The organism is Bacillus sp. FSL M8-0256 (genome assembly GCF_038005765.1).
GTDB lineage: Bacteria > Bacillota > Bacilli > Bacillales > Bacillaceae > Bacillus > Bacillus safensis.
In genome coordinates this window covers 3,755,466-3,779,906 of record NZ_JBBOTU010000001.1, presented here as the reverse complement: position 1 = coordinate 3,779,906, position 24,441 = coordinate 3,755,466, and the positions used below count along the sequence as shown (strand labels likewise).

Below are 24,441 nucleotides of genomic sequence, written 5' to 3'. Positions count from 1 at the left end.
CCTTTTAGTTACGGTGTCATTTGTTTAAATACATCAAGAGAAGGCAGTGCTTTTCCGTTGAAATCAAACATTGCTTGATTTTCCCACGCATTTCCGACAGTCCCGGTTGTTTGGATATAAGCGAGCCCGTATTGACTAGACCACGGAGCACCTTTCGCTGGAATCCAAAGCGGCTCCCAATAAAAGAACCCCTTTCCGCGGTTGTTGTTTACTTGTGAAATTTTTTCGGATAGATCTCGTATAAAAGATGCCTGGCCTTGAGGTGAGGCTGGATAACCGGCTGTATTGACAGAGTCTTGGTTAAATGAGTTATCTAGGTTGTCACCGTTTGCTGTCGTAAAGCCGTAAGCAGTTTCTACCACGATGACGTCTTTGTTATAGCGGGCACTAATATCATTCATATTGGACGTAAGCCCGCTAAAGCCGCCGTCCCAATACGGGTAATAAGATAAACCGATCGTATCGAAGGAGACGCCTCGTTTTGTGATTTCATCAAACCACCAGCGGGATGCACCATTGTCTCCGCCATGTGCAAGGTGAAGCATGATTTTAATGTTTGAATCGACAGAGCGGACGGCATTTGTGCCAGCCTTTAGCAAAGCAGCGAGCCGGTCAAATTCACCACCGCCTTCACCCCAGCTTTTTCCGTTTGGCCATAGCATGCCTGAGTTCAACTCATTCCCGACCTGAACCATATTCGGCAAGGCATTTTGCGCTCTCATCGCTTTGAGCACATCGCCTGTGTAAGTGCCGACCGCTTTTTCTAAATCGCTTTGTGAGAGGGATGCCCACGCTTTCGGCTTGAATTGTTTACCGGGGTCAGTCCAGAAATCACTGTAGTGAAAATCAAGCAGCACTTTCATGTTTTGTGCTTTTGCACGTTTCGATAAAGCGATGGCTGTATTGAGATCATTAGTGCCGCCGTTATAAGCACGGCCTTGATTGTCATATGGATGGTTCCACAGTCTGATACGCACATAGTTGACGCCTTTATCTTTTAATAGCTTAAGCGGATCAACCTGCTGTCCGTTCTGGTTGTAGTATCTGCCGCCGCTTCTCTCCACTTCTGCAAGCATCGAGATATCGGCTCCCTTGATGAAATCACCTTGCAGTCCATTGATCGGTTTCACAGAAATCGTATCGGCCCTTGCTTCAGGCAGAATACCTAATCCCATCAGAAAGAAAACGACAACAGTGACAAGCAACCATTTCTTCATCAAATCTCCCCTTATCCTTTTGTCCCGCCTTGTGTGAGACCGGACACAAATTGTTTTTGTAAAACAAGGAACAATAAAGCGACTGGAATCGCAATGAGTAAAGCCCCGGCTGCAAAGGTCGTGTAGCTTGCACCCATTTTGTCTGACACAAGATTGTACAGACCGATTGGGAGCGTATACATTTCGGGTGAGCGGACAATGACACTGGAAATGATGAAATCACCCAGCGGACCTGTAAATGAGTTGATTGCGACAACAGCTAAGATGGGCTTAGCGAGCGGCATAATAATTTGGATGAAAATCCGGAAATGCCCTGCGCCGTCCATTCTGGCTGATTCATCGAGATCCTTTGGAATCGCATCAAGATAGCCTTTCATTAAATACGTATTCATCGGAATTTGTCCACCTGCATAAATCAAAATCAGGGCAAGGTGGCTGTTAATGAGTCCAAGCATTTGAGCAAGAACAAAAATCGCTATCAGCGCTGAAAATTGAGGAATCATTTGCAGCAGCAAAAAGAGCATCAGCCCATTTTTCCGTCCTTTGAAGCGGAATCTGGAAAAGGCATAGCCTGTAAAACTGACAAGAACGAGCGTTAAAACCATGGTGGCAATACTGATCTTCATTGAGTTCCAATACCATTTTGCATAAAGTGCCCCCTGACCGAAGAACAGCTCGGTGAAGTGGCTGAACGTTGGATTCTTCGGAAACATGCTTGTACTCATGAGGCTGTTCCCAGGGTTAAAGGAAGCACCGATCGTCCAAAGCAGTGGATATAGAATACAAATGGAGGCAATGAAAAGGATAAAATAAGTGATGCTCAGGCGAATGAGCTTGTTTTGTTTTGATCCCATATCACATCATGTCCTCCTCTTTGAATGAATTCGTTCTCTTAAACTGCCAGAGTGCAATGGCGATGACAAAGATTGAAAGTAAGATCGTGACAGCGGCAGCAAGTGCATATTGAGAAGACTGCATCGTGAGTTTGTAAATCCAAGAAACCAAGATGTCCGTTCCCCCAGCAGTTGAGCCAGCGACAGGCGGTCCTCCGCCATTAAATAAGTAGATGATATTAAAGTTGTTAAAGTTAAACGTATATTGCGTGATTAATATAGGCGCAATGGAATAAAGGACAAGCGGTAACGTGATGGACCGGAATTTCTGAAAGAAGTTTGCCCCATCAATGGTCGCAGCTTCGTATAGATCCTCTGGAATTGCTTGCAAAACACCGGTTGTCATAATGAAAACAAAAGGAAATCCAAGCCAAGTCTGCATCGCAATGAGGGCAATTTTGCTCCAAAATGGATCTGTCAGCCATGGTTTTGGATCAATTCCAATCGATGCAAAAAGTGTGTTGTTAATGGCTCCAAATGTATCGTTGAACAGTCCGGCAAACACCAAAATGGTCACAAAACCCGGAACAGCCCAAGGGAGAATCAAAATGGTTCTAAAAAAACGTTTTCCTTTTAAATCCTTCTGATTGAGCAGAACCGCTAGAAAGATGCCGACAGCACATTGAAGGGTCGAAGCAGCCAACGTCCATACGACGGTCCAGCCAAGTACATCAATGAAAGTGTCTCTCCAAATATCAATTGAAAAGATATTTTGAAAGTTCTTGATCCCTACCCAATCGATCAGATTGGCAGGAGGCGAGTGGTATAAATCGTAGTTCGTAAAGGCAAGCGCAAAGCTGAACATTATAGGAAAGACAACAGAGAATAGAAGTAAAAAGAAAGCAGGAGTGCTCATTAAGTAAGGAAAGCCTTGGTCGATCAGCTGATGATATTGAGCTCGGATGGAATGAAGCGGAATCCCTTGATCACGTTTCTTTCCGTTCATAAAAGCATCACGCATCATGAGTACGTAAAAGCCGATACCAAAACAAGCTGTTAACAGCGCAATAATCCCTTTTGCTAAAAGAAAAACAGAGTTGTCACGAGGCAGCATCGTACCAAGTGTGAACAGCCCCCAAAAGCCAATATTGAATAAATCATAAAATACGATGAAAAAAGAGACGCCGAACAGGAAAAAAAGTGCCCCTTTGCCGTACTGTTTGTTGTACATCTGCCCCATCCCGGGTATTAAGGAGAACATTAGCGCCCGTCTCCGGTGTGTCTTTGATTCCACTATGTGTGTGCGGTCTAGTTCAAGGTTACCCGTCACGTCTAACACCTACTTCATATGAAATTAGATCAAATACGGGCAGCTTGATAGACTTAAAGGCTACCCGTGTTTGATGATTACTTAGAGTGATTTGCTTTAATTTGAGAGTCGATTTGATTGACCGCATCATCAAATGCCTTTTTCACATCTGTCCGGCCTGTTGCAATGAGACCTAACGCGCTGTCAATCGGCTTCCACACTTCTGCCATTTCAGGGGTATTCGGTGTCAGCGTGGCATATTTCGTTTGTTTTGAAACAGCAGCCGCATTTGCGTTTCCTGTGATGATTGGATCCTTCATCAGCTTTTTCACTGGTGGAATTTCCTCTGTTACTTCGAATCGCTTCTTCGAATTTTTTTCATTCGTGATAAACTCAACAAATTTCTCAGCTAGGTCTTTATTTTTAGAATAAGAGGAGACGTTGTAGCTCTTTACACCTAAGAATGAGCTCATATGCTTTCCGTTAGGGAGTGTTGGCAGCTCTGTTACGCCATAGTCAATTCCAGCTTCTTTATATGGACCAAATGACCATGGACCAGAAATGACAGCTGCCGCCTTTTTCTCTGTGAATAAGGAGTTGAGGACATTGATTCCTTGTTCACCAATGATGCCTTTCGGGAAAAGTCCTTCGCTAAAGAATGTTTGAATGTATTTTCCGCCTTCAACAGCGCCATCGTTGTTCAGGCCAATATCGTTCACATCATAGGAGCCATCGCTTTTCTGTTTGAAAATATAGCCTCCTGATCCGCCTAACACACTTTGTGCATAGTAAATTTCATCCCATTTCGCTACAAAACCGTATTTCCCGTCTTTTGTCAGCTTTTTCGAAAGGTCATACCAGCCATCTAGTGTAGTTGGTGCCTTTTTGACAAGGTCTTTGTTATAGAAAAGCACTGTCGTTTCAACGGATTTAGGAAGGCCATACAGCTTGCCGTCTATCGTTTGTGATTGAATGGATTCGTCTGTAAAGGAATCGATCACTTTTTGATCAGGCTTGATTTCCTGTAATAGCCCCTCAGTAACGGCTGATCCAATTTGATCGTGAGGCATCGTGATGACGTCTGGGCCTGTCCCGGCTGCTCCATCAAGGCGGAGAGCTTCGATTTGGTCGGCATACGCTTTTTCGACCACTTTGATTTTCACATCGTTTTGTTTTTCAAATTCTTTTACAGCGTCATGAATCCCATCAGATTTTTTGACATCCTCCCATACTAGCAAGGTCTTTGTACCTGTAGATGCTGGCTGTGTCCCGCTTGAATTGTCATCTCCTGGCCCGCATGCTGAAAGCAGAAGCACAGCAGTACCAACGACTGCTGATAATGTCGCCCATTTTCCCTTTTTCATTGGTAATCCCCTCTCGTTCTTTTTTCACAGATGATAAGAAAACGCTTTCTTAATGTGAGAATATCAACTTAAGTAAAAAAAGTAAACATATTTTATTAAATTTATTAAGTAAAATTTTTTACTCGCATAGAGAGAAAAGAAGCCCTCCACATTAGGAGGGACTTCCAGTTGATTATATGGTGCTTTTCCGAAAGACAGGCTCTGAGGCAATCAGAACAGTCTTAGGCAATGTTCTGCCGTCCACAAGTCTTTCTAAAAGTAAATCGATCGCCGTCTCACAAAGTAAAGACGTATGGATGTGATACGTGGTGAGCGGCGGCGATACATATTGAGACACATGAATATCGTTGATACTAAAGACGCTGACACGGTTCGGAAGAGAAAATCCTCGCTCATTTAACGCTTGTAAGCAGCCGATGGCAAGAGGGTCACTAGCGACACAAAAAGCGGTGGGCAGATCATCACCAAGCTCGTCGATCGCCTTCATCATCAGCGAATATCCTTCATCTACTGAGAAATGGTGGCCGATATAGACCAATCGCTCATCAAGCATATGGCGGGCCAGCATGTATTCACGGAAAGTCGTTTCACGAATATCTGGAATGTGCACATTCGTATTCAGATCAAGGTCTGTGCCGCCAATGAATCCAATAGATGTGTGCTCTTTTTCGATAAAAGAATCGATGATCTTTTCAACAATTCGTTTTAGGTTCGGCTTTACAGAATCAAAACGGTCTTCATCTGGCGTCGTATCAATAAAGACAATATGCGGAGTGATCGCATATAATTGGTCAAGCTCTGACGTTTTAAAGCGGCCGATGGCGATGATTCCTTCTGTAGCAGAATCAATGGAATGTAGCCCATCAGACGGATTGTAAGCGGTGACATTTAAACTCCGAGTATTGGTAAGTTCCTCAATGCCGAGTCGAATGGATTTAAAATAAATATCTTCAAGCTCTTCCTTTTCGGTCATCCAATAGAGAAAGGCAATTTTTTTTAATGAATGTTTGAATGTCTTCTTTTGGTAGGACAAAGCTTCTGCGGCGGCATATACTTTTTCGCGTGTTTGATCGGTGACAGATAGGTTGGGATCTTGGTTCAGTACGCGAGATACCGTTGCAATGGATAAGCCTGCTTTTTCTGCAATGTCCTTTATTTTAGCTGCCAAATCAGCACCTCCTATAGAAAATATCTCCTCTTAGTATAGAGTCTTTAAAAAAATTAGTAAATATTTTTATTAAATTGTTTTCGTTTAGGCGGTTCTTTACGTGCTGGAAAGGAATTAGTAAGATATATATAGGTAAGGTGTTGGATTAAGATTTCTGATAGGAGAGGGACCGATGTATTACGATGCACTGAAGACATTTGTGACAGTGGTGGAGGAGAAGAACTTTACAAAAGCAGCCCAAAAACTGCGGATTTCTCAGCCAAGTGTCAGTCTTCATATTAAGAACTTGGAGCAGGAATTTCAGACCGTTCTGCTGAATCGTTCACCAAAGCAATTAACCGTTACACCAACTGGGGATATGCTGTACCATCGATCAAAACAAATCATTCGTCTCTATGAACAGGCGAAGCAGGACATTTATGAGCATCACCACCTGGCAAGAGGAAAGCTGACCATCGGGGCGAGCTTCACCATTGGTGAGTATGTGCTGCCGCAAATATTGGCGGAGTTTCATCAGCTCTATCCGCATGTTGATATTGAGGTGGTCATTGATAATACAGAGGCGATCGCCAGACATGTCCGTTTATTCCATGTCGACATCGGTTTGATCGAGGGACAGACCAATGACAAAGAGCTTTCTGTAGAAACTTTTCTAGAGGACGAACTTTATATTGTGGCGCCATTAGATCATCCTTTTGCCAAGAAAAAAGATGTCACCATTGATCAATTACAGAACGAAACATGGATCACGAGAGAAGAGGGATCAGGGACAGGAGAATATTTACAGCATGTCCTGAAATCAAATGGACTGAAAGCGCGAACCTTTGTAACCTTTAGCAGCAATCAAGCGATTAAAGAAGCGGTGATCCATGGAATGGGTCTTTCTGTTTTATCTAAATATGTCCTCCAGCGAGGCAGCATTGGCGGTGAATTGGCTGTTATTTCTGTGAGAGGCATGGATTTCAAACGAAAGTTCTCCTATGTCGAGTCACCGATGACCGGGGGAAATAAAAATAAGGAATTGCTCGTTGAATTGTTAAGGAAAGAGAAAAAGGACGCTTCTCCTCAGTAGGAGAAACGTCTTTTTTTATAACCCTTTAATTTTGATTTCATCGACTGGAAGGAAAATCTCACCTGTATCTGTATATTTCATCGTGACCTGATCGCCTTCTTTTAAATAAATGACGAGAGGTTCTTTTTCAGATGACATGGTGTAGCTTTTTCCATCGTCTAGCAGGAAGGTGACGGTTGTATAATCACCAGTCTTTTCTTTGTAGACTCGTTTGACCTTCCCTGCTGCTTCTTTCTTTTCCTGCTTAGAGGAACTGTTAACGGTACCGCCGCCTTTTTGAAGAGCTGTCTTATAGGCTCTCAGTGCTTCGTTTGGTGTAGAAGCATACGCAGCGATTTCTGGATTGGCTGCAGAAACGATAAAGTAGTTTTGCAGGAATCCATTTGAATCGAGAACCGGTGTGAGCCAGCTGGCTTCCCCATAGAAATTATAGAGAATTGGCATGCGGCCTTTCCATTTCTTCTCGATGAATCGTTTCTCAATAATTTGCAGAGCGCCCTGAGAATCCATGTAGGATTCTTCAAGATTTCCAGTATAATAAGTCGCTTTTCCTGTCCGGGCATTGGTCAGGGCATATCCGAGCATGGAATCAACGCCCTCTTTCGGACTTGTGAAATCTGTGAAGTAATACATATCTCCTTTTGAATCAAATACAGGGCTCACATTGGCTTCCGTTCCTTCATCGGAAGGCAGCTTGACATCTGACTTTCCAAACATACTGTTCCAGAACCCGTGAATATAGTTTCCGAAATAGCTGTTTTGCAGACTGACCGCCTCTGGTGAAACAGCACCGTCGATAAAGGCAGGTACTTGATCTAGAGCATATTTCTTCGTCGCACCTGTTTTGGCATCAACAACGACCACACCGGAAGCTTTAAAGCCGTTTCGGGCAGAGATGAAATCGCCATACGTTTGAATGTAATAAGGCTTGCCGTCATCATTGATTTCCAGCTGTGTACCGCCGTAGAAAATCAAATCTGGGTACTGGAGACGGATATGCCGCTCAATTTCTTTGTTGAAATAGGAGGAAGGCGTATAGACCATCTCTGTTTTCACGAACTTTGGATTAGCAGATGAGTCGGTCGCACTTAATGTAAAGTAACCCGGCGTGCTGCCTGCACGAATCCATTTAAAGAAGTCCGAGAACTCCACTGGAGCGATGTATACATACTCACCGTTGACCTTCTGAATTTGCAAGCTGCCAAGCTCATAGTAGCTTGTGTTTGGCACCTGTCCGAACGATTTCTTCATTTTGTTCCGGGCAAATTGAGGCGGCACACTCGCAGGTGTTTCTTTTTCATCAAATGCTTTGATTTCTACTTTTTGCTCCATTTTGGAGACATCGAATTTCTCATTCGCATTGAATAGAAAAGCTGTCGCCATGTAAACACCGAGCAGCAATAGAATAAGAAACAGCACGCCTTTGATTTTACGCTCCAATCCAACTGACAAAAAGGCGCCTGCTGCTGTCACAACAAGTCCAATCAGCCATAGAGATGAAGGGTTACGGTCTAAATTGGTAATGTAATAGAAAACAAAAATACCGATCATGAACAGCAAAGCAAGGCCTGCAATCCACATGAGCGGCACCTGCTGTTCTGTTCCTTTCTTTCTAACGATCAACCTGAGCGGTGTGAGCAAAAGGGTCAAGACAAGACCGATCACAACCGAAAATAACAAAATATATCCCACAAACAGATCTCCTTTCAAATCAATCACTCTTTTAGTATATACGAGTGAGGCGGGGAAAAGATTCATCGGATGGAAGGCTCATCTAAATGCCAATCGAGTTGATGGCAGATTGAACATCTTCTTTCAGTTCGTAAAATTTGAGTCTTTGTTCAATTTTTTCTATTAAGGCGTCTATGGCTTCACCTGACATGTGTGTATGGATGCGCTGTTGCTGTTTATACACTTTGACCAGAAGGTCGTCAATTAGATCTAAAATTTTTTCCGCTTCTTGGCGATCTTCTGCAAATTCATTTTGAAGCTGATGCCGGATAGCTCTGATAAGTGCTGTTTTCTGTTCTTCTTTGATCTTTGCTTTCAAAGCTGCCAGCTCTGCTGGTGTCATGTCTTCCGTGTCAAAGTTTGCTTTTGAGAAGATGGAGCTTGATGTATGCGTATCTGTCATTCTTTGCAAAAAACGATCTGCATCTGTTGGTTGTTTCTTTGAAAATTCCATTTGTCGTTCTCCTTAAGAAATACCCATGTTCTTCGCCAGGGCTGTATCTGCATCGTGGTATTGTTTTCCTAGCTCGCTCATATCATCTGATATTGAGTCCAGCCATCTTTTTAAATTCATAGCGTTATCAATCGCTGTATCATACTTTTTGACCGAATAGAACTCATTCTCAAGACCCTCTGTTTTTAAGTGGCGAATCACAGTATCCACATCTGAAGCCGTCAGCTGATCATATGAACCAAAGCCAACAATTTGTTTATACCTTGAGCGTACCCGTTCCACAGATTGATCGACTTTGTCATCGAGTTTCTCGATTTTGCGAATGATTTGCTGCATATGGTGATCGGCATATGTCGAGAATTTACGCCCTGTGTTCATGAGAACGTGGGATTTAATTAAAATCGCCACCACACTATGAGGATCAACATTTGATTGGCTCAACTGATGTAACATGGCCGTGGTAAGTGAAGGGTTTTTTCTCAACATATCATCAATGGTTTGAACGGAGCCGTCTGCTGAAAAGGTATAACGATCTAAGCCATGGCTGCCAGCGATTGCTTCAAGGAATAAATTCGCATCCAGTGAAGGATTCACACTCATTGCCCGATTGAGGAGGTCTTTCATGAATTGGACGGCTTTTGAGGAGTCCTCGGAGTAATCGACACCTTCGGGGAGAGCGGCATCATACATCACTTTCACTCGGCCGATTTCTGTCGTATGGCGATTTAAAAGAGAAAGCCCGTCATTGAGATTGATATATTCTGTTAATCTGCTGCGGTAATCGCCTTTTAATGCTTTAGCTTGTAGACCATCTGATAGATTTGGATAAATATTTGGATTCTCAAATGTGACCCCGCCTTGAATAAAGTCGTTTTTGACAAGAACATAGGAAGCATTTGACCCGCCGAGTGAATGACCTGTCACATACATTTTGGCATTCGGCATTTTCTTATGTATTTCTTTCGCATATCGATCCGCTTGAACCATTTGATTCTCTGCACCATGCTCAAATGGAATATTTTTAATCAGATACTTTGTATCCGAAACCACCCAATCTTGAACAATTTCATTTGTATAGGCGGTTGTGCCTGTTGTCAGCTTAGTCGTCACTTCCTGTGAACCCTTCGATCTACTAAAAGGAGGCAGCTTCGTCAAAATGGTAGAAAGAAGATCATCTGACTCTTTTTTTCCATGTTTTTTAATGGTATCTTTATATTGGCCTGCACCAATCGGTTCAGAACCACGGTATGCGATGACGGCGTTTTTGATTTTGGTGAGGTCTTTGCCTTTGTTTGAAATACGATAATCTTCTCTCGAGACAAGGGTTAGTGCATTTAGACCTTTTTTTGTTTCTTTATAGTCAACGACATACATATTTCTACCATTACTAATTTCAATCTCTTTAAAATCCTTAAAGTTTTTTATAGCATAGGATTTCGATGATATTTCCTTATAGTCTTCGTCAGTAAGCTTAAATATATCTGACTTATTGGTCAATATTAACACTCCTGTTATATTTATCTTTAACAATTATATTATAGAGTGGTATAAATAGCTATTGTAAATACATCGCTTGTTATACAAAAAAACTGTGTTATATCATTAAAAGGTGGATGTTGTATAAATGAAAAATACAATTAAAATCATATGTGTTCTAGTTCTCGTCATAGCCATCTCAGTGATTTTACTTATTTTACAATTTGATAAGAAAAGAGAATCAAACGATGCGGGAGGAAGAAATATAGTGGAAGAAAGAGAAAAAAGCGACCAAGAAAAAGCAGAAGAGCTTGCAGAGGAGATGAAACCTAAGATTGAAGAGCATTTACATAAAAGAGACATTCATCACTTTATTAAAACCATAACGTTTGAAAAAGATGTGACCATCAACCCTATGGGAGATATTATCATAGATGGGTATGTAAATAATGAACCGGAAAAGTACGGATTTTCAGCTTCTTTACAATATAGAGCTAAAAAAATAGGTTCAATGAGTTATGATCCGGATTTATCAGACCGCTTTGAGAATTGGGATGACTTTGATCCTCAAGTAAAAGAAGATTTTCTAAATAGTCTTTCAGAAAAAGAACGGGAACAGTATCTGAAAGACATTGGAGAAAAAGAGTAATAAGATCAACCTGCTAATATTCCCCAAATAGTTGAAACAGGCATATGCAATCATTCACCTAACAACACTTTTAAGGGGGAGATTTCACCCATGGCAAATACAAAGAAATTGATCTTAGATGTAGATACTGGAATCGATGATGCGATTGGGATTTTGCTGGCAGTGAAAAGTAAGCAGTTTGATATTTTGGGGATTACGACGGTATGCGGGAATGTGTCTGTCGATGCGGCTACATTGAATACGTGTAAAGTGCTTGAGCTGGTTGAGGCAGATAACATTCCTGTCATCAAAGGTTCAGCAACTCCTCTTTTAAGAACGCCTCACTATGAACATCGGGTACACGGAGAGGATGGAATAGGCGGGGCTTTAAAGGATGCCCGGCCAAAGAAAACAGCAGATGCTGGTTTTGCGCCTGATTTTATCATTGAACAAGTGCTGCAGTATTCGAATCAGGTCACGCTTGTGTTGACAGGGCCTTTAACGAATTTAGCCCTTGCGGTAAAAAAATGCCCTGAGCTGATTCATCATGTGAAAGAGGTCATTTTTATGGGTGGTGTCGTGAAGGGGCAGGGGAACGTCTCACCAGTTGCGGAATTCAATACATATGCAGACCCAGAAGCAGCGAAATTGGTGCTGGATGCTGAATTCCCTTCATTGACTCAAGTGGGGTTAGATGTCACCAGACAGGTCTTGTTAACGGATGAGAGAATCGATGCCATTCAAAATGAAACGTTGGCAGCTTATATCAGAGAGAGTACAAGCATTTACCGACAGCGCTATTTTGAGCGCAATGGTGTGTGGGCGTGTGCCATGCATGATCCGCTTGCTGTAAGTCTTGCCATTAACAAGGAGCTTGTAAGCACACAGGCTTTTCATGTAGAAGTGGAGACGAAGAGTGAGTTTTGTGACGGTCAAATGATCTGTGATTTTCAGCATCAGTGGGAGAAAGAGCGTAATGTCCAAGTGTGTGTGGATGTAGATGATGAAGCTTTTTTCGATTTATTGATCAAAACGATGAATTCATAAAAAAAAGAAGTCTGTGCAAACAGGCTTCTTTTTTATAAGATGGGAACATGAGGAAATGTATGCGCTCACATGAATAAGGAAGGAGTGAAGTCAATTGGCTTCTGTCAGTTTAAGTAGTATTGAAAAAATACGCGCAGCAAGCAGAGGATTGCCGCCAAAGCTGAAAGGAATTGCAGAACATATTACGAGTGAACCTGGCGACATTATTCATTTATCAATTGTTGAGCTTGCCAAAAAAACAGCGAGTTCAGAGGCAACGATTTTTCGTCTTTGTAAAAGGCTTGGATTTGAGGGCTTTCAAGATTTGAAGATTGCAATTGCCCAGGAAATAGATCAAACAAAGCCTGATTATGTAGATGAAGAAATGAGTCTTGATGATGATACGGCCGTTTTTATGCAAAAGGTTTTTCAGGCGAATATATCTGCATTAAAGGATAGCTTTCAATTACTGAATCCAGAGGATGTAGAAAAAGCCATACAAATCATTCATGAAGCAAAGCGCTTAGAGTTTTATGGGAGTGGCGGGTCTGGCCTCATTGCAACAGACGCTTTTCATAAATTTATGAGGACAGGCATTAACTGTATTGTTCACACCGATTCCCATTTTCAAGCGATGTCTGCCGGTCTTCTCGACCAGCACAGTACAGTGATTGGTATATCTCATTCTGGCCGTAATAAAGATTTACTCGATGCAATGAAAACAGCAAAGGAAAAAGGAGCGAAAACCATCGGTATTACAAGTTATCAGCGCTCTCCATTGAGCCAGCTTGCCGATGTCACCTTGTATACTTCGACGCAAGAAACGGCTTTTCGAACAGAAGCGATGTCTGCAAGACTTGCTCAGCTCACTGTCATTGACGTACTATACTTTGCACTTGCTCACTTAAGACAGCAGGAAACTTTAACGAATTTAAAACAAATGAGAGAAACCATTTCACAAAAAAGGGTGTAATGGTTTCAAAAATAAATTTTTCTATTAGTGAAAAATGCCGTTGTGGTAACGATTTTGAGCTTTTAAGTGAAAATAATTTTCTTTTTAGTCGTTGAATGTCGAAAAAATTATTCCTATAATGGGATTTAACAGGTTTATCAAAACAATAAAATATGATTTCAAATCAATGATTGGGCGTGATACAGATGAAGGGAAACCAGGCGGTAATTGGTTTGGATATTGGAACAACAAGTACAAAGGCGGTTCTGTTTGGACCACAGGGGAAAGTGATAGCAAAGCATTCGGTTCCTTATGATCTCATTCAGCCCCAGCCAGCATGGGTTGAACAGGACCCTGAACATATATTAGAAGCCGTCATTGCAAGTGTAAGAGGTGCATTGACGAAAGCAGCATTTGATGCAAAACATCTCATAGGCGTCGGGATTAGTACAGCGATGCATTCCTTGATTGTGATGGATAAGCATGGCAAGGCGCTAACGAACAGTATCATTTGGGCAGATAACAGAAGTGCAGAACAAGCGAAGCGAATCACTTCAGACATGGACGGCTTCCAAGTGTATAAAAGAACCGGTACACCGATCCATCCAATGTCACCGCTTTCAAAAATACGGTGGATCAAGGAAATGGCACCTGATGTCTTCAAGAAGGCAGCGAAATTCATTTCCATCAAAGAATATATTCTTTATCATTTCTTCGGTCAGTATGTCGTCGATTATTCAATCGCTTCAGCAACGGGACTGTTCCGTTTGGAAACGCTTCAATGGGATGAGCAGGCGCTGCGTATTGCTGGAATTGAGGCTGATCAATTGTCTGAACTTGTTCCCACGACGTATCAGCTGAGAGGGCTTCAGCCAGAGATCGCCCTGCGAATGGGCATTGCGGAAGATACACCATTTGTTGTTGGTGCGAATGATGGGGTTCTAGCGAACTTAGGTGTGGGAGCGATTGGAAAAGGTGAGGTGGCTGTCACGATTGGGACAAGCGGTGCAGTCCGTACGGTCGTGGACAAACCAATAACAGATGAACAGTCAAGAACGTTCTGCTATGCGTTGACTGATAAGCATTGGGTGGTTGGAGGACCGACGAATAATGGCGGGATCATGCTGAGATGGCTGAAGGATGAATTTGGATCCTCGGAGGTAGAGGTAGCAAAGCGTCTTGGAGTGGACCCTTACGACCTGATGATTGATATTGCGAAAAAAGTTCCAGCCGGCTCAGAGGGACTGCTGTTTCTGCCATTTTTAACAGGTGAGCGTGCACCTTATTGGAATCCAAATGCGAGAGGCACTTTCTTTGGGATCGGTCTTCAGCATAAGCGGGAGCATTTTATAAGAGCTGTGTTAGAAGGCGTCATTATGAGTGTGTTCTCAATCGGTGTTGCCTTAAGGGATTTAACCGGTTCAGCAAAGGATGTCAGGGCGTCGGGTGGATTTGCGCGATCTCCGTTGTGGCGGCAAATTTTAGCGGATACGATGGGCAGGGAAGTACTTGTCCCAGAAAGCTACGAAGCATCAGCACTTGGGGCGGCTGTGCTCGCACTTCATAGTTTAGGTTATATGGAAGAGATAGAAGAGGTTCAAGATTGGATTCGAATCTCTGCCCGTCATGAACCAAATATGGAGAACAATGAAACATACATAGAACTGTTTTACTTATATGAGCGACTCTATGACAAACTCAAGGATGAATTTGATGTCATTAGTGCGCTTCAATTAAAACAAAATCATTAAACATCAGGGAAAAGGTGGGAGAGCATGCTTTTATTCATCGTGATTGCCGCAATTGTCCTTTTACTCATCCTCATAACAGTTGCTAAGTTGAATCCGTTTGTGAGTTTAATTATTACCTCTATGTTAGTCGGCTTTGCCACAGGGATGGACCTGCAGGAAATCATTCAATCCATCAAAACGGGGTTAGGCAATACGTTATCATTGCTAGCCATCGTTCTAGCGCTTGGAACCATGCTTGGGAAAATGATGGCTGAATCAGGTGGAGCTGAGCGGATCGCTCACACATTAATCGGCCGGTTTGGGACGAAAAATGTGCATTGGGCGATGATGTTTGTTGCCTTTATTGTGGGAATACCTGTCTTTTTCCAGGTCGGATTTGTTCTTCTCATTCCTTTATTGTTTACGATTGCGATTGAAACGGGCATCTCGCTCGTGACAATTGGGATTTCGCTCATTGCTGGCTTGTCTGTCGTTCACGGTCTTGTGCCGCCTCATCCAGCTGCCATGGCAGCTGTCGGCATCTATCATGCCAACGTGGGGAAAACCATTTTCTTTTCCATTATTGTCGGTTTGCCAACAGCTATTATTGCTGGGCCGCTGTATGGAAAGTGGATTGGAAAGCGGATTCATAAACCAGTTCCAGAGCTGCTGAGAAAGCAATTTACTGAACGCAATGAAGATCGAAAACTTCCCGGCTTTGCAAATACGATGTTTACGATTTTGGTGCCAGTGATTCTAATGCTTCTTGCCACACTGGCGGATATTATTTTACCAGAGGACAATATTTGGTATCAGGTATTTAAGTACATTGGAGATCCAATTACAGCACTGCTGATTGCAACGGTGTATTCTTTCTTCAGTCTTGGCTTTGTGCAAGGGATGAGCCGTGACCGGGTGCTTTCCTTTAGTAATGAGTGCTTAGGACCGATTGCTTCTATTCTGCTTGTCATTGGAGCAGGCGGGGCTTTCAATAATGTGCTCATCGATTCGGGTGTTGGTGATTATATTGCAGATTTAGCAAAACACTCGCCGATCTCGCCAATTTTGCTTAGCTGGCTGATTGCTGCGGTTATTCGTGTGGCAACAGGATCTGCTACGGTCTCCATGATGACCGCAGCTGGTATTGTCGCGCCGATTGCTGCATCTATGCCGGATGTGAGCAGAGAGCTTCTAGTGTTAGCTACAGGGGCGGGTTCATTGATTTTGTCTCACGTCAATGACTCAGGTTTTTGGCTGATCAAAGAGTATTTTGGGATGACCATTAAAGAAACGTTTTTGACATGGACGGCTATGGAGACGATCATTTCCGTTTGTGCCATTGCATTTATTATGATCATTAATATGTTTATTTAGTGAAATGCAACAGCCTGATTCTTCGGAATTGGGCTGTTTTTGCTTTTGGCAATACCACCTCTTTCAGATTGGGGTAAAATAAAGATATTGAGAAGCGGGAGGCGGACACGATCGAACCATTAAAACATGTTTATCATGAATTATTTATTGAAGAATTAGCGGAGAAACTTGCACAAGCGTCGACTGGGTTTGATGCTGGAGAATTCCAGCGGCTTGTGTTTCAAAAGGATTGGCAGCAGCTTGAGTTAAAAGGCAGAATGAGAAGAGTCACTGAATCGATGCATGCTTGTCTGCCTAAGGATTATGAGCAGGCAATTGAGGTGCTGCGTCAGACAGCCCCTCATTTTTCAGGACTTAGTGCGCTTGTATTTCCAGACTACGTCGAAACATATGGCCTAGCACATTGGGATATCTCGATCAAGGCGCTCGAATTCTTTACGCCTTTTTCCACTTCTGAATTTGCCGTTCGGCCTTTTCTGATTCAGGATCAAGACAAAATGCTGGCGCAAATGCTTGTATGGTCACAGAATCAAAATGAGCATATTCGGCGGCTGGCTAGTGAAGGATGCAGACCACGTTTGCCATGGGGATTAACTGTTCCTGCACTTAAAAAGGATCCTTCGGTTACGCTGCTTATTTTAGAAAACCTGAAGTCGGACCCAGCGCGCTATGTGCAAAAAAGTGTAGCGAACCACTTAAATGACATTTCAGCGATTCGGCCTGATCTGATGAAGAAGACGGCTAAAAGCTGGTATGGAACGAATGAACATACGAACTGGATCATCAAACATGCATCTCGTACCTTACTAAAAAAAGGCGATCCAGATATCATGGCTTTGTTTGGCTATGGGGATGATCCATCTGTTCAAGTAACAGATTTGAAGGTAGTGCAAGACCCTATTCGTATTGGAGAGAAAATGACCTTTCAATTTACACTTCAGGCGGCTAAGCCACTAAAGCTGCGTGTAGAGTATGCCATAGACTATGTCAAAGCTCGGGGTACCCGCAATCAAAAGGTATTTAAAATCACAGAGTTTGAAACAAGTTCAGTGTTACATAGAGAATTTATCAGGTCTCAGTCCTTTCAAAATATGACGACGAGAAAGCACTATGAGGGAACCCATACTTTAACGATTATCATCAATGGCATTCCAAAAGCGTCGATTGATTTTGAGGTAACAGAAGATAGCAGCTCATAAAAAAACCCGCCAATTCGGCGGGTTTTGGCGTTTAAGCCTTCTTTTTCATTAAGAATGAAGCGATGATGGCAGCGAATAAGAAACCAATGCTGATAATGGAGCTAGGCAGGTTTTCTTGTCTGAATAGGAACAAAACAAAGCTCAAACTGAGTACAAGACCTGCAAATAAAGTTAGATACGGAAACAGCCACACCTTGAAATACGGCTCCTGTGGATATTTTGGACGCAGCTTCAGATGTGCCAGACAAATGCTGATCCAAATGAGTGAAACAGCAAAACCAGGAATAGCCAGCATGTAGCTGAAAATTTGGTCTGGATATAAGTAAGCAAAAAATGTTCCGATGAGAAGAAATAGAACGGTAACCCATAAACTTAAAATGGGTACGCCTCTTTTGTTGACCCGTGCCAGTTTTTTCGGACCGCCGTCTGATTTAGAAAGAGAATGAATCATTCTCGTCGTTCCATAAATACCGGAATTCGCCGCAGATAGAACGGCTGTAATCAAGACGAAATTAATGAAGTGAGAGGCGCCTTGCATACCAGCAGCAGAAAAGACTTGGACAAAAGGACTGTTATTTGGGTCAATTTGATTCCAAGGAATAAGGCCGCAGATGATCAAAATCGGCAATGTGTAAAATAAGATAATCCGCCACATCATACTTTTGACTACTCCAGGCAGAACCTTCTCCGCATCCTTTGTTTCAGTAATGGTCAGCCCGATCAATTCAGAGCCTCCATAAGAGAAAATAACCACTAAAAGTGATGCAAAGATCGCACCCCATCCGTTCGGAACGAAGTTTTGATAGTTGGTAAGCGCTGGTGTGCTTTGTTCGTTTGGAATGATCCCAAATAATAATGCTGCACCGAGAATAATAAAGACAATAATAACGAAAATCTTCATTCCAGCGAACCAAAACTCAATTTCACCAAAGTATTTTACATTATTTAAGTTAATTCCGATGACTAAGAGTGAGCAAAGTAAACATAGTGACCATAACGGCACGTTCGGCAGCCAGTATTGAAGCAGACTTCCAGCTGCAATAATCTCAATGACACATACAGTGAGCCACATAAAACAGTAAACCCAGCCGACGACAAATGAAAAACGTTGACCAAGCGCAATTTGTATAAGGTCGCGAAGATTATTTCCCGGATAGACAATGGCCATTTCGGCTAATGCTGCCATTACAATGAGGAGCAGCAATCCGGCAAATACATAGGAAAAAATGACCCCAGGGCCTGCTAAACCAATTGTATCGGCACTTCCTTTAAAGATTCCTGTACCAATGACCCCGCCCATCGCAATCATGCGAATGTGACGCGGTGATAAAAGCTTTTTTAATTCTTGTTGCTCCTGATTCGCGCTCATGACGTTCTCCTTTTTTAAAAATGCTTATGTTCCATTTTCTTTTTTCAAGACGTCAGTGTCAATATAAAAAAAGAGATTTTTCAGACAAAAATAGAGGTTGATTCTATCAAAACATATATTTATATCCATAATTAACTTATTTTATCCATACCCTAAAAATGAAACTTCAAATAAATGAACATTTGCCTTATTTATGACATAAACAATTTTCAGTTTTTGTCGATATATCATTTGTATTACTAAAGTCCTAATAAAGAATTGTTTATAACTGTAAAATATTTCAAGAATGTTAGAGTTGAAAGGAGTTATGAAAGATGTTTAAGAGAAAAGCAAATGATTCATCGGCTGAAGTCCTTCTGAGTGAAAGCAGCCAATTAATAGAACGAATTGAAAAGGGAGACTTTTCAGCAAGATTAGATACTGCTGCATTTTCTTCTAGCCAAACGATAGAAGCAGTGGCACAAATGAATGAAGCTTTGCAAAAGATGCAGGATGCCAATGAAAATATTCAAATGCGGATGGATTTAGTGACAAAAGCCATTCAAGTTGGCTTATGGGATATGGTCGTCATCGCTGGAGACCCGGTCAATCCAAAGAATGAATTCACATGGACGGATGAATTCCGCAAAATGCTCGGCTTTCAAAATGAGCATGATTTTCCGAATCTATTAGACAGCTGGGCGTCTCGAATTCATCCGGATGAACAAGAATATACTCTAAATGCATTCTCTTCGCATTTATTGGATCATTCAGGGCGTACGCCGTATGATATCGAATATCGCTTAAAGTTAAAAAACGGGGATTATCGTTGGTTCAAAGCAACTGGAACGACCGTTCGTGACCGAAATGGTGTCCCTCTTCGTGTGGCGGGAGCTCTTTTTGATATACATGATCAGAAATTGAAAGAAGAAGAGCTGCAAGCATTTGTCACAAGATATGACTTAATCAACCGTGCGCTTGTCGAAGCTCCTTGGGACATGGTGGTAGAGGCAGGCGATCCAGTCAATCCAAATAACGAATTCTGGTGGTCTCCGCAGTTCAGAAAAACGCTTGGTTTTACAGACGAAAAAGATTTCCCGAATGTTCTGAGCAGCTGGAGCGACCGTCTGCATCCTGAGGATCAAGAAATGGCTCTGCAAGCTTTTGCAGATCATTTAAATGATCACTCTGGCCGCACACCATTCGACATTGATTACAGATTACAAAGTAAAAATGGTGAGTACCGCTGGTATCATGCAGGTGGTGAAACCATTCGTGATGAAAAAGGTGTGCCTCTTCGAGTGGCAGGAACCATTCGTGATATCACGTTAGAAAAAAACAAAGAGAAAACAGCGAATGAAATGGCGTCACAAGTAGAACAGCTTTCAAGTTCTATTAGCGAGATGGTATCGGGCATTAGCTCTGTGACCAATCAAGCACAGGAGCTTGCTGTTGCTCAAGAGCAGTCAACGTCTGCCGCCCACTTAGCAAAAAATAGTGCAGATGAGACGAAAAATATTTCTGACTTAATCAAAGAAGTGGCGAACCAAACGAACCTGCTTGGTCTAAATGCTGCGATTGAAGCAGCTAGAGCTGGTGAACAGGGCCGCGGATTCTCTGTCGTTGCAGATGAAGTACGAAAACTTGCGCTGCATAGTGCCAATGCAACGGAAAATATCGAATCTAGTTTAACAGATATGAAAACACAAATTGATGAAATTCTTGAAAATATCTCGAATATGACAGCTCTTACGCAAACTCAGGCTGCTTTAACAGAGCAGGTGAATGCTGCAGTCGATGAAGTGAATCACATGTCTCAGCGTCTTGTGGCGTATTCAAAGAGTATTTAATCGTCAAAAACCGCCCTCTCATAGAAGGCGGTTTTTTTCATTAAATTTGATCTGCTGGGAAAACAATACCTGCATCTTTTCTTGCGGCATCAAGAACTTTCATCACGGAGAGACTTTCATCAAGCCATGCATAGCACTGTTCATGATTTTTTGTTTCAATGATCTGCTGGAAAGCTTCTGCTTCATAAAACAGACGATTTGGATTCGTTTGTGCATTGAGTGAGATGACCCTGTCATCAACATGCAGCAGCACTTCCTCGCAGCCATTCGCCCCATTTTTCACATGAATGAAGCCTTTTTCTCCTTGAATCAATGCAAAGTTCATGCTGCTTGTATCCTTACTGCCGACACTTGTCGCAATAAAATCATTGTAAGTGAACGTCAAAACACCAGATGTGTCTATACCGTTTGGATGGCGGTTTGCCTGATATCGGACTTGCTCTGGTGATCCAAAGAGGTTCATGATGAAATGGACATTATAGATATTAATATCCATCAGCGCTCCCCCAGAGAACTCAGGGTTAAAGACATTTGGCGTTTCGCCGGCTAGCAGCTGATTATATTTGCTTGAATATTGACTATAGTTGCATTGAACCAGTTTGATTTTACCTAATTGATGAAGGTGCTTTTTGATCAAATGATAGTTTGGCATATGAACGGTCGTAATGGCTTCAAATAGGAGAAGCTGCTTTTCCTTTGCGAGAGTGATTAAGGCTTCCAGCTCTTTCACATTAGAGGTGAAAGGCTTTTCGCATATCACATGTTTTCCGTGTTTCAATGCAGCGGTTGCATGCTCGCTATGTAAACGATTCGGTGATGCGATGTAAACGGCTTCTACGTGAGGATCTTCTAGCATAGCAGTTAGATCCGTATAAGTTGTCTGCACCCCAAATTTGTCTGCGAGCTTCTTTGCCGTTGCTTCCTTTCTTGAATAGACAGCGTGACAAGAAGCACCGTCGAGCTGTTCAATCGCTTGCAGGAAGCCTTCCACAATGATACCTGTTCCGATGGTTGCGATGTTCATTCTCAAAACCCCTTCCACTCGTTTAAGCTGACTCTAGTATAACCGATGTTTTCATTGAACGTGTACTGAGATACCTGAGCGAAGGTGTGCCAGTGATCAACACCAGCACACCTTTGGCAGCCCTTACAATCAGCTGATATTTGCTAATGTTTGCTTTGTTAACAATTGAATAGCTGCCTTCCTTTTTTTTAACTCTTGAATAGAGTGCTGGATATCTTCGACTTTTTGCTCGAGCAGCTGTTCAGCTTCTGTTTTTGACTTTTTTTCGAAAAGTGATTTGATAATTTCACGAATTTCTTTAAGTGAGAAATCTAGCTTTCTCGCTTCGGTGATAAATGACAGCATGAGTACATATTTTTTATCATATAGACGATAGCCGTTATGCGCTCTTTTGGGCTCTGGGAGCACCCCTTCATTTTCGTAAAAACGAATGGTTTCAATATGTACTCCAGACATTTTTGACAATTTACCTCTCGTAAACGTAATCATTCCCTGCACCTCCTTTCTTTGCTATTCATCATACAATTAGATTTGCTCGTTTCAAAACATTCTATAGTGGTGGACAATTGTTCTGTATTACTTGTTTCAATTGGGTGATCAGCACGATGAATAGAATGCGTTATAATAGAGTAGACTCATGTGATATTTGTTACAGATAAGAACAAGTAGACAGCGTGAAGAAAAAACGATAGGCTAAAATAGGTAAATAGTAATGAAATAACCTGTCATCATCTAATGATGGCTTAAAATAGTGACAGCACGTTTTTGCTGAGAAAAGGGGACCAGTGAATGTATAAATTAGTCGCAATTGATATGGATGGTACGTTATTAAATGATCAACATATGGTGCCGGATGAAGTGTTTGAAGCCATTCAACAGGCTAAGGCAGAAGGGATTAAAATTGTTTTATGTACAGGCCGGCCAATTGGCGGAGTAAATCGCTATTTAGCTGATCTTCAGCTTGATCAAGAGGGAGATTATGTGATCGCCTATAATGGTGCGCTTGTTCAAAACAGCCATACAAATGAAGTGGTGTCAGAGCTGACATTATCCTATGATGACTTAACTTCGTTATATGAATTGAGCCGTCAGCTGGACACGCCGATGCATTATTTCGATTCAGCTAATTTATACACACCGAATCGCGATATTAGTGAATACACAGTGCTTGAATCCTACTTAACAAAACTGCCGCTGAAATATATGCCTGTTGAAGAGGCAGATTCATCGATGAGACTTCCGAAAATGATGTATATTGATCAGCCAGAACGTTTGGAAAAAACGATACAAGCCATCCCGTCTGAAGTGAAGGAAAAGTATATGATGGTGAAAAGTACAGATTTCTTCCTTGAAATCCTGCATCCTGATGTGAGTAAGGGAAATGCTGTGAAGCTTCTAGCGAAGGAGCTGGGAATTCCTCGTGAAGAAGTCATGGCCATTGGTGACAACGGGAACGACATATCAATGGTAGAGTTTGCAGGCTGCGGTGTCGCTATGGGAAATGCCATTGATGATGTCAAAGCCGTAGCAGATGTTGTAACAAAATCTAATAATGAAGCCGGAGTAGCACATGTCCTGCATGAGCTGGTTTTAGGAAAATAAGAAAAGAGCGGTCTGCCAGTGCGGTAGCCGCTTTTTTATATATTGGAGAAAAAGTAAACAAGCATACGTCTGCTGCTTAAATTCGTCTTTTGCAGCATTGCTTTCACATGATCATGAACGGTATGGGGTGAAATATATAAAGTACTCGCAATTTCCTTTGTCGACTGGCCCTTTAATAAGCAGTCGAGGACGTTCATCTCTCTTTCTGTCAGCCTGTACGTTTTTGCTGCATAAGGAAGAATATCATTTGTTTGGGCTCGTTTGACGTGAATCATGACAGCCTCCTCCTGCCTGTCAGCTTGCGCCAATCGAAAGGCTTGAAGGGAAAGAAAGACCCCCGTAGGCATTCTTGTGATGCTTGCTGCTGTTTGATCGGTGCCGCCGTATAAAAGTTTAGCACCTAATGCTCTGAACGGGCGGGGCATGACGGCTTGGTCATGGATTTGCTCAAAGGCTTGAAATGTACGAAGCCAATGGAGCCCTGTCTCATTTCCATAAAGAAGCTTGTAATGAGTTGAAAGAATGAGAAATCCTTGCTGCTCCGCCGCATCATCATCTTCAGTGTCTCTTTTTTTGAAAAGCTCATCTCTCAGCTTGGCTGCCAGTGCCGGTGTTAGATCGATGACTGCTTGTATATCTCGTTTCTGAAAAGGTTCCTTGCCCTTTTGACGATAAAGGCTGGCGATACCCCAGCATTCTCCTTTAATCACAAGGGCTGCCCGCAATTCATCAGACCAACCGTTAGGTAACAAAATATGCTGATAGCGCTCGCTGTTCAAATATGCACCGCTTTGGATGAGACTCGCAGCATGAATAGGGCCTTTGGCTAGAAACTCATGCTGATGCACGTCCCTTTTTAAAAATTCATTTTGAAAGAGCTGGTCATGAATTTCTTCAATCGGTTCATCAGTGTAGGAACCTGTCGAGAGGAGAGTGGCTGGATCGATGGTTGTGATACAGACGGCATCAAAATCAATGACAGCAGCTAGCTCGTCCCGAATTTGCTGCCTTATCTGCTGAAAATGAGTGGCTGGATTGACCACATGATCTCCTCCTCAAAAACCCCCACTTTTAGGGATCGTTT

General features: G+C 42.4%; 21 protein-coding genes. 9 read left to right on the top strand and 12 right to left on the bottom strand.

The window, feature by feature from the left end:
- Positions 1-8 precede the first annotated feature (8 nt).
- The 5 genes from NSQ76_RS19515 to NSQ76_RS19495 form a co-directional block, all read right to left on the bottom strand.
- Positions 9-1,217 carry a glycoside hydrolase family 53 protein gene (locus NSQ76_RS19515; RefSeq protein WP_335343490.1) on the bottom strand — a complete coding sequence of 403 codons (1,209 nt, stop codon included), beginning with the start codon at positions 1,215-1,217 and terminating at the stop codon, positions 9-11.
- Between the two features lie 11 nt (positions 1,218-1,228).
- Positions 1,229-2,071 (bottom strand): sugar ABC transporter permease, encoded by an 843-nt coding sequence (locus NSQ76_RS19510; RefSeq protein WP_024423962.1) that lies wholly within the window; start codon positions 2,069-2,071, stop codon positions 1,229-1,231.
- Between the two features lies 1 nt (position 2,072).
- Complete coding sequence (locus tag NSQ76_RS19505; protein WP_282102253.1) at positions 2,073-3,290, bottom strand: carbohydrate ABC transporter permease; 1,218 nt, start codon at positions 3,288-3,290, stop codon at positions 2,073-2,075.
- Between the two features lie 167 nt (positions 3,291-3,457).
- Positions 3,458-4,723 carry an extracellular solute-binding protein gene (locus NSQ76_RS19500; protein ID WP_135031554.1) on the bottom strand — a complete coding sequence of 422 codons (1,266 nt, stop codon included), beginning with the start codon at positions 4,721-4,723 and terminating at the stop codon, positions 3,458-3,460.
- Positions 4,724-4,895: 172 nt separating this feature from the next.
- The gene (locus NSQ76_RS19495) at positions 4,896-5,891 is read right to left on the bottom strand and encodes a LacI family DNA-binding transcriptional regulator (RefSeq protein ID WP_024423959.1); all 996 of its coding nucleotides are present in this window, start codon (positions 5,889-5,891) and stop codon (positions 4,896-4,898) included.
- A 172-nt stretch (positions 5,892-6,063) separates the two neighbouring features.
- Between NSQ76_RS19495 and NSQ76_RS19490 the strand changes: the two genes are divergently transcribed.
- Complete coding sequence (locus tag NSQ76_RS19490) at positions 6,064-6,963, top strand: LysR family transcriptional regulator (RefSeq protein WP_034281399.1); 900 nt, start codon at positions 6,064-6,066, stop codon at positions 6,961-6,963.
- A gap of 15 nt (positions 6,964-6,978) precedes the next feature.
- Here the strand turns inward: NSQ76_RS19490 and NSQ76_RS19485 are convergent, their stop codons facing one another.
- From NSQ76_RS19485 to NSQ76_RS19475, 3 genes are all read right to left on the bottom strand, one after another.
- On the bottom strand, positions 6,979-8,655 hold the full coding sequence (locus NSQ76_RS19485) for a hypothetical protein (RefSeq protein WP_024423958.1): 1,677 nt from the start codon (positions 8,653-8,655) through the stop codon (positions 6,979-6,981).
- Positions 8,656-8,737: 82 nt separating this feature from the next.
- Positions 8,738-9,148: a hypothetical protein gene (locus NSQ76_RS19480; protein ID WP_025093748.1), complete on the bottom strand. Its 411-nt coding sequence runs from the start codon at positions 9,146-9,148 to the stop codon at positions 8,738-8,740.
- Positions 9,149-9,160: 12 nt separating this feature from the next.
- Positions 9,161-10,645, bottom strand: coding sequence for a lipase family protein (locus NSQ76_RS19475; RefSeq protein ID WP_135031550.1), 1,485 nt, complete (start codon positions 10,643-10,645; stop codon positions 9,161-9,163).
- A 127-nt stretch (positions 10,646-10,772) separates the two neighbouring features.
- Between NSQ76_RS19475 and NSQ76_RS19470 the strand changes: the two genes are divergently transcribed.
- The 6 genes from NSQ76_RS19470 to NSQ76_RS19445 all read left to right on the top strand — a co-directional run bounded on the left by NSQ76_RS19470 (position 10,773) and on the right by NSQ76_RS19445 (position 17,533).
- Entirely contained in the window at positions 10,773-11,273 is a 501-nt protein-coding gene (locus tag NSQ76_RS19470) for a DUF1433 domain-containing protein (RefSeq protein ID WP_135031548.1), read from the top strand.
- Positions 11,274-11,363: 90 nt separating this feature from the next.
- Entirely contained in the window at positions 11,364-12,299 is a 936-nt protein-coding gene (locus tag NSQ76_RS19465; protein ID WP_341055618.1) for a nucleoside hydrolase, read from the top strand.
- 94 nt (positions 12,300-12,393) lie between these two features.
- Complete coding sequence (locus tag NSQ76_RS19460; RefSeq protein ID WP_024423955.1) at positions 12,394-13,251, top strand: MurR/RpiR family transcriptional regulator; 858 nt, start codon at positions 12,394-12,396, stop codon at positions 13,249-13,251.
- Between the two features lie 185 nt (positions 13,252-13,436).
- Entirely contained in the window at positions 13,437-14,981 is a 1,545-nt protein-coding gene (gene gntK / locus NSQ76_RS19455) for a gluconokinase (RefSeq protein WP_056765317.1), read from the top strand.
- Positions 14,982-15,005: 24 nt separating this feature from the next.
- Positions 15,006-16,334: a GntP family permease gene (locus tag NSQ76_RS19450; RefSeq protein WP_024427563.1), complete on the top strand. Its 1,329-nt coding sequence runs from the start codon at positions 15,006-15,008 to the stop codon at positions 16,332-16,334.
- Between the two features lie 110 nt (positions 16,335-16,444).
- Positions 16,445-17,533, top strand: coding sequence for a hypothetical protein (locus NSQ76_RS19445; RefSeq protein ID WP_375153292.1), 1,089 nt, complete (start codon positions 16,445-16,447; stop codon positions 17,531-17,533).
- Between the two features lie 31 nt (positions 17,534-17,564).
- Here the strand turns inward: NSQ76_RS19445 and NSQ76_RS19440 are convergent, their stop codons facing one another.
- Positions 17,565-18,902, bottom strand: coding sequence for an amino acid permease (locus NSQ76_RS19440; protein WP_025093754.1), 1,338 nt, complete (start codon positions 18,900-18,902; stop codon positions 17,565-17,567).
- A 314-nt stretch (positions 18,903-19,216) separates the two neighbouring features.
- On the opposite strand from NSQ76_RS19440, the gene NSQ76_RS19435 reads away from it, so the two are divergent.
- Positions 19,217-20,731, top strand: coding sequence for a methyl-accepting chemotaxis protein (locus NSQ76_RS19435; protein WP_025093755.1), 1,515 nt, complete (start codon positions 19,217-19,219; stop codon positions 20,729-20,731).
- Positions 20,732-20,771: 40 nt separating this feature from the next.
- On the opposite strand, the gene NSQ76_RS19430 is transcribed toward NSQ76_RS19435, so the two are convergent.
- Complete coding sequence (locus NSQ76_RS19430) at positions 20,772-21,755, bottom strand: Gfo/Idh/MocA family protein (RefSeq protein WP_025093756.1); 984 nt, start codon at positions 21,753-21,755, stop codon at positions 20,772-20,774.
- A gap of 129 nt (positions 21,756-21,884) precedes the next feature.
- Positions 21,885-22,244: a MerR family transcriptional regulator gene (locus NSQ76_RS19425; protein ID WP_024423948.1), complete on the bottom strand. Its 360-nt coding sequence runs from the start codon at positions 22,242-22,244 to the stop codon at positions 21,885-21,887.
- A gap of 300 nt (positions 22,245-22,544) precedes the next feature.
- Here NSQ76_RS19425 and yidA point away from each other — a divergent pair, with 300 nt between their 5' ends.
- Positions 22,545-23,357: a sugar-phosphatase gene (gene yidA / locus NSQ76_RS19420; protein ID WP_103131807.1), complete on the top strand. Its 813-nt coding sequence runs from the start codon at positions 22,545-22,547 to the stop codon at positions 23,355-23,357.
- Between the two features lie 35 nt (positions 23,358-23,392).
- Here the strand turns inward: yidA and NSQ76_RS19415 are convergent, their stop codons facing one another.
- Complete coding sequence (locus tag NSQ76_RS19415) at positions 23,393-24,400, bottom strand: helix-turn-helix transcriptional regulator (RefSeq protein WP_034624111.1); 1,008 nt, start codon at positions 24,398-24,400, stop codon at positions 23,393-23,395.
- Positions 24,401-24,441 lie beyond the last annotated feature (41 nt).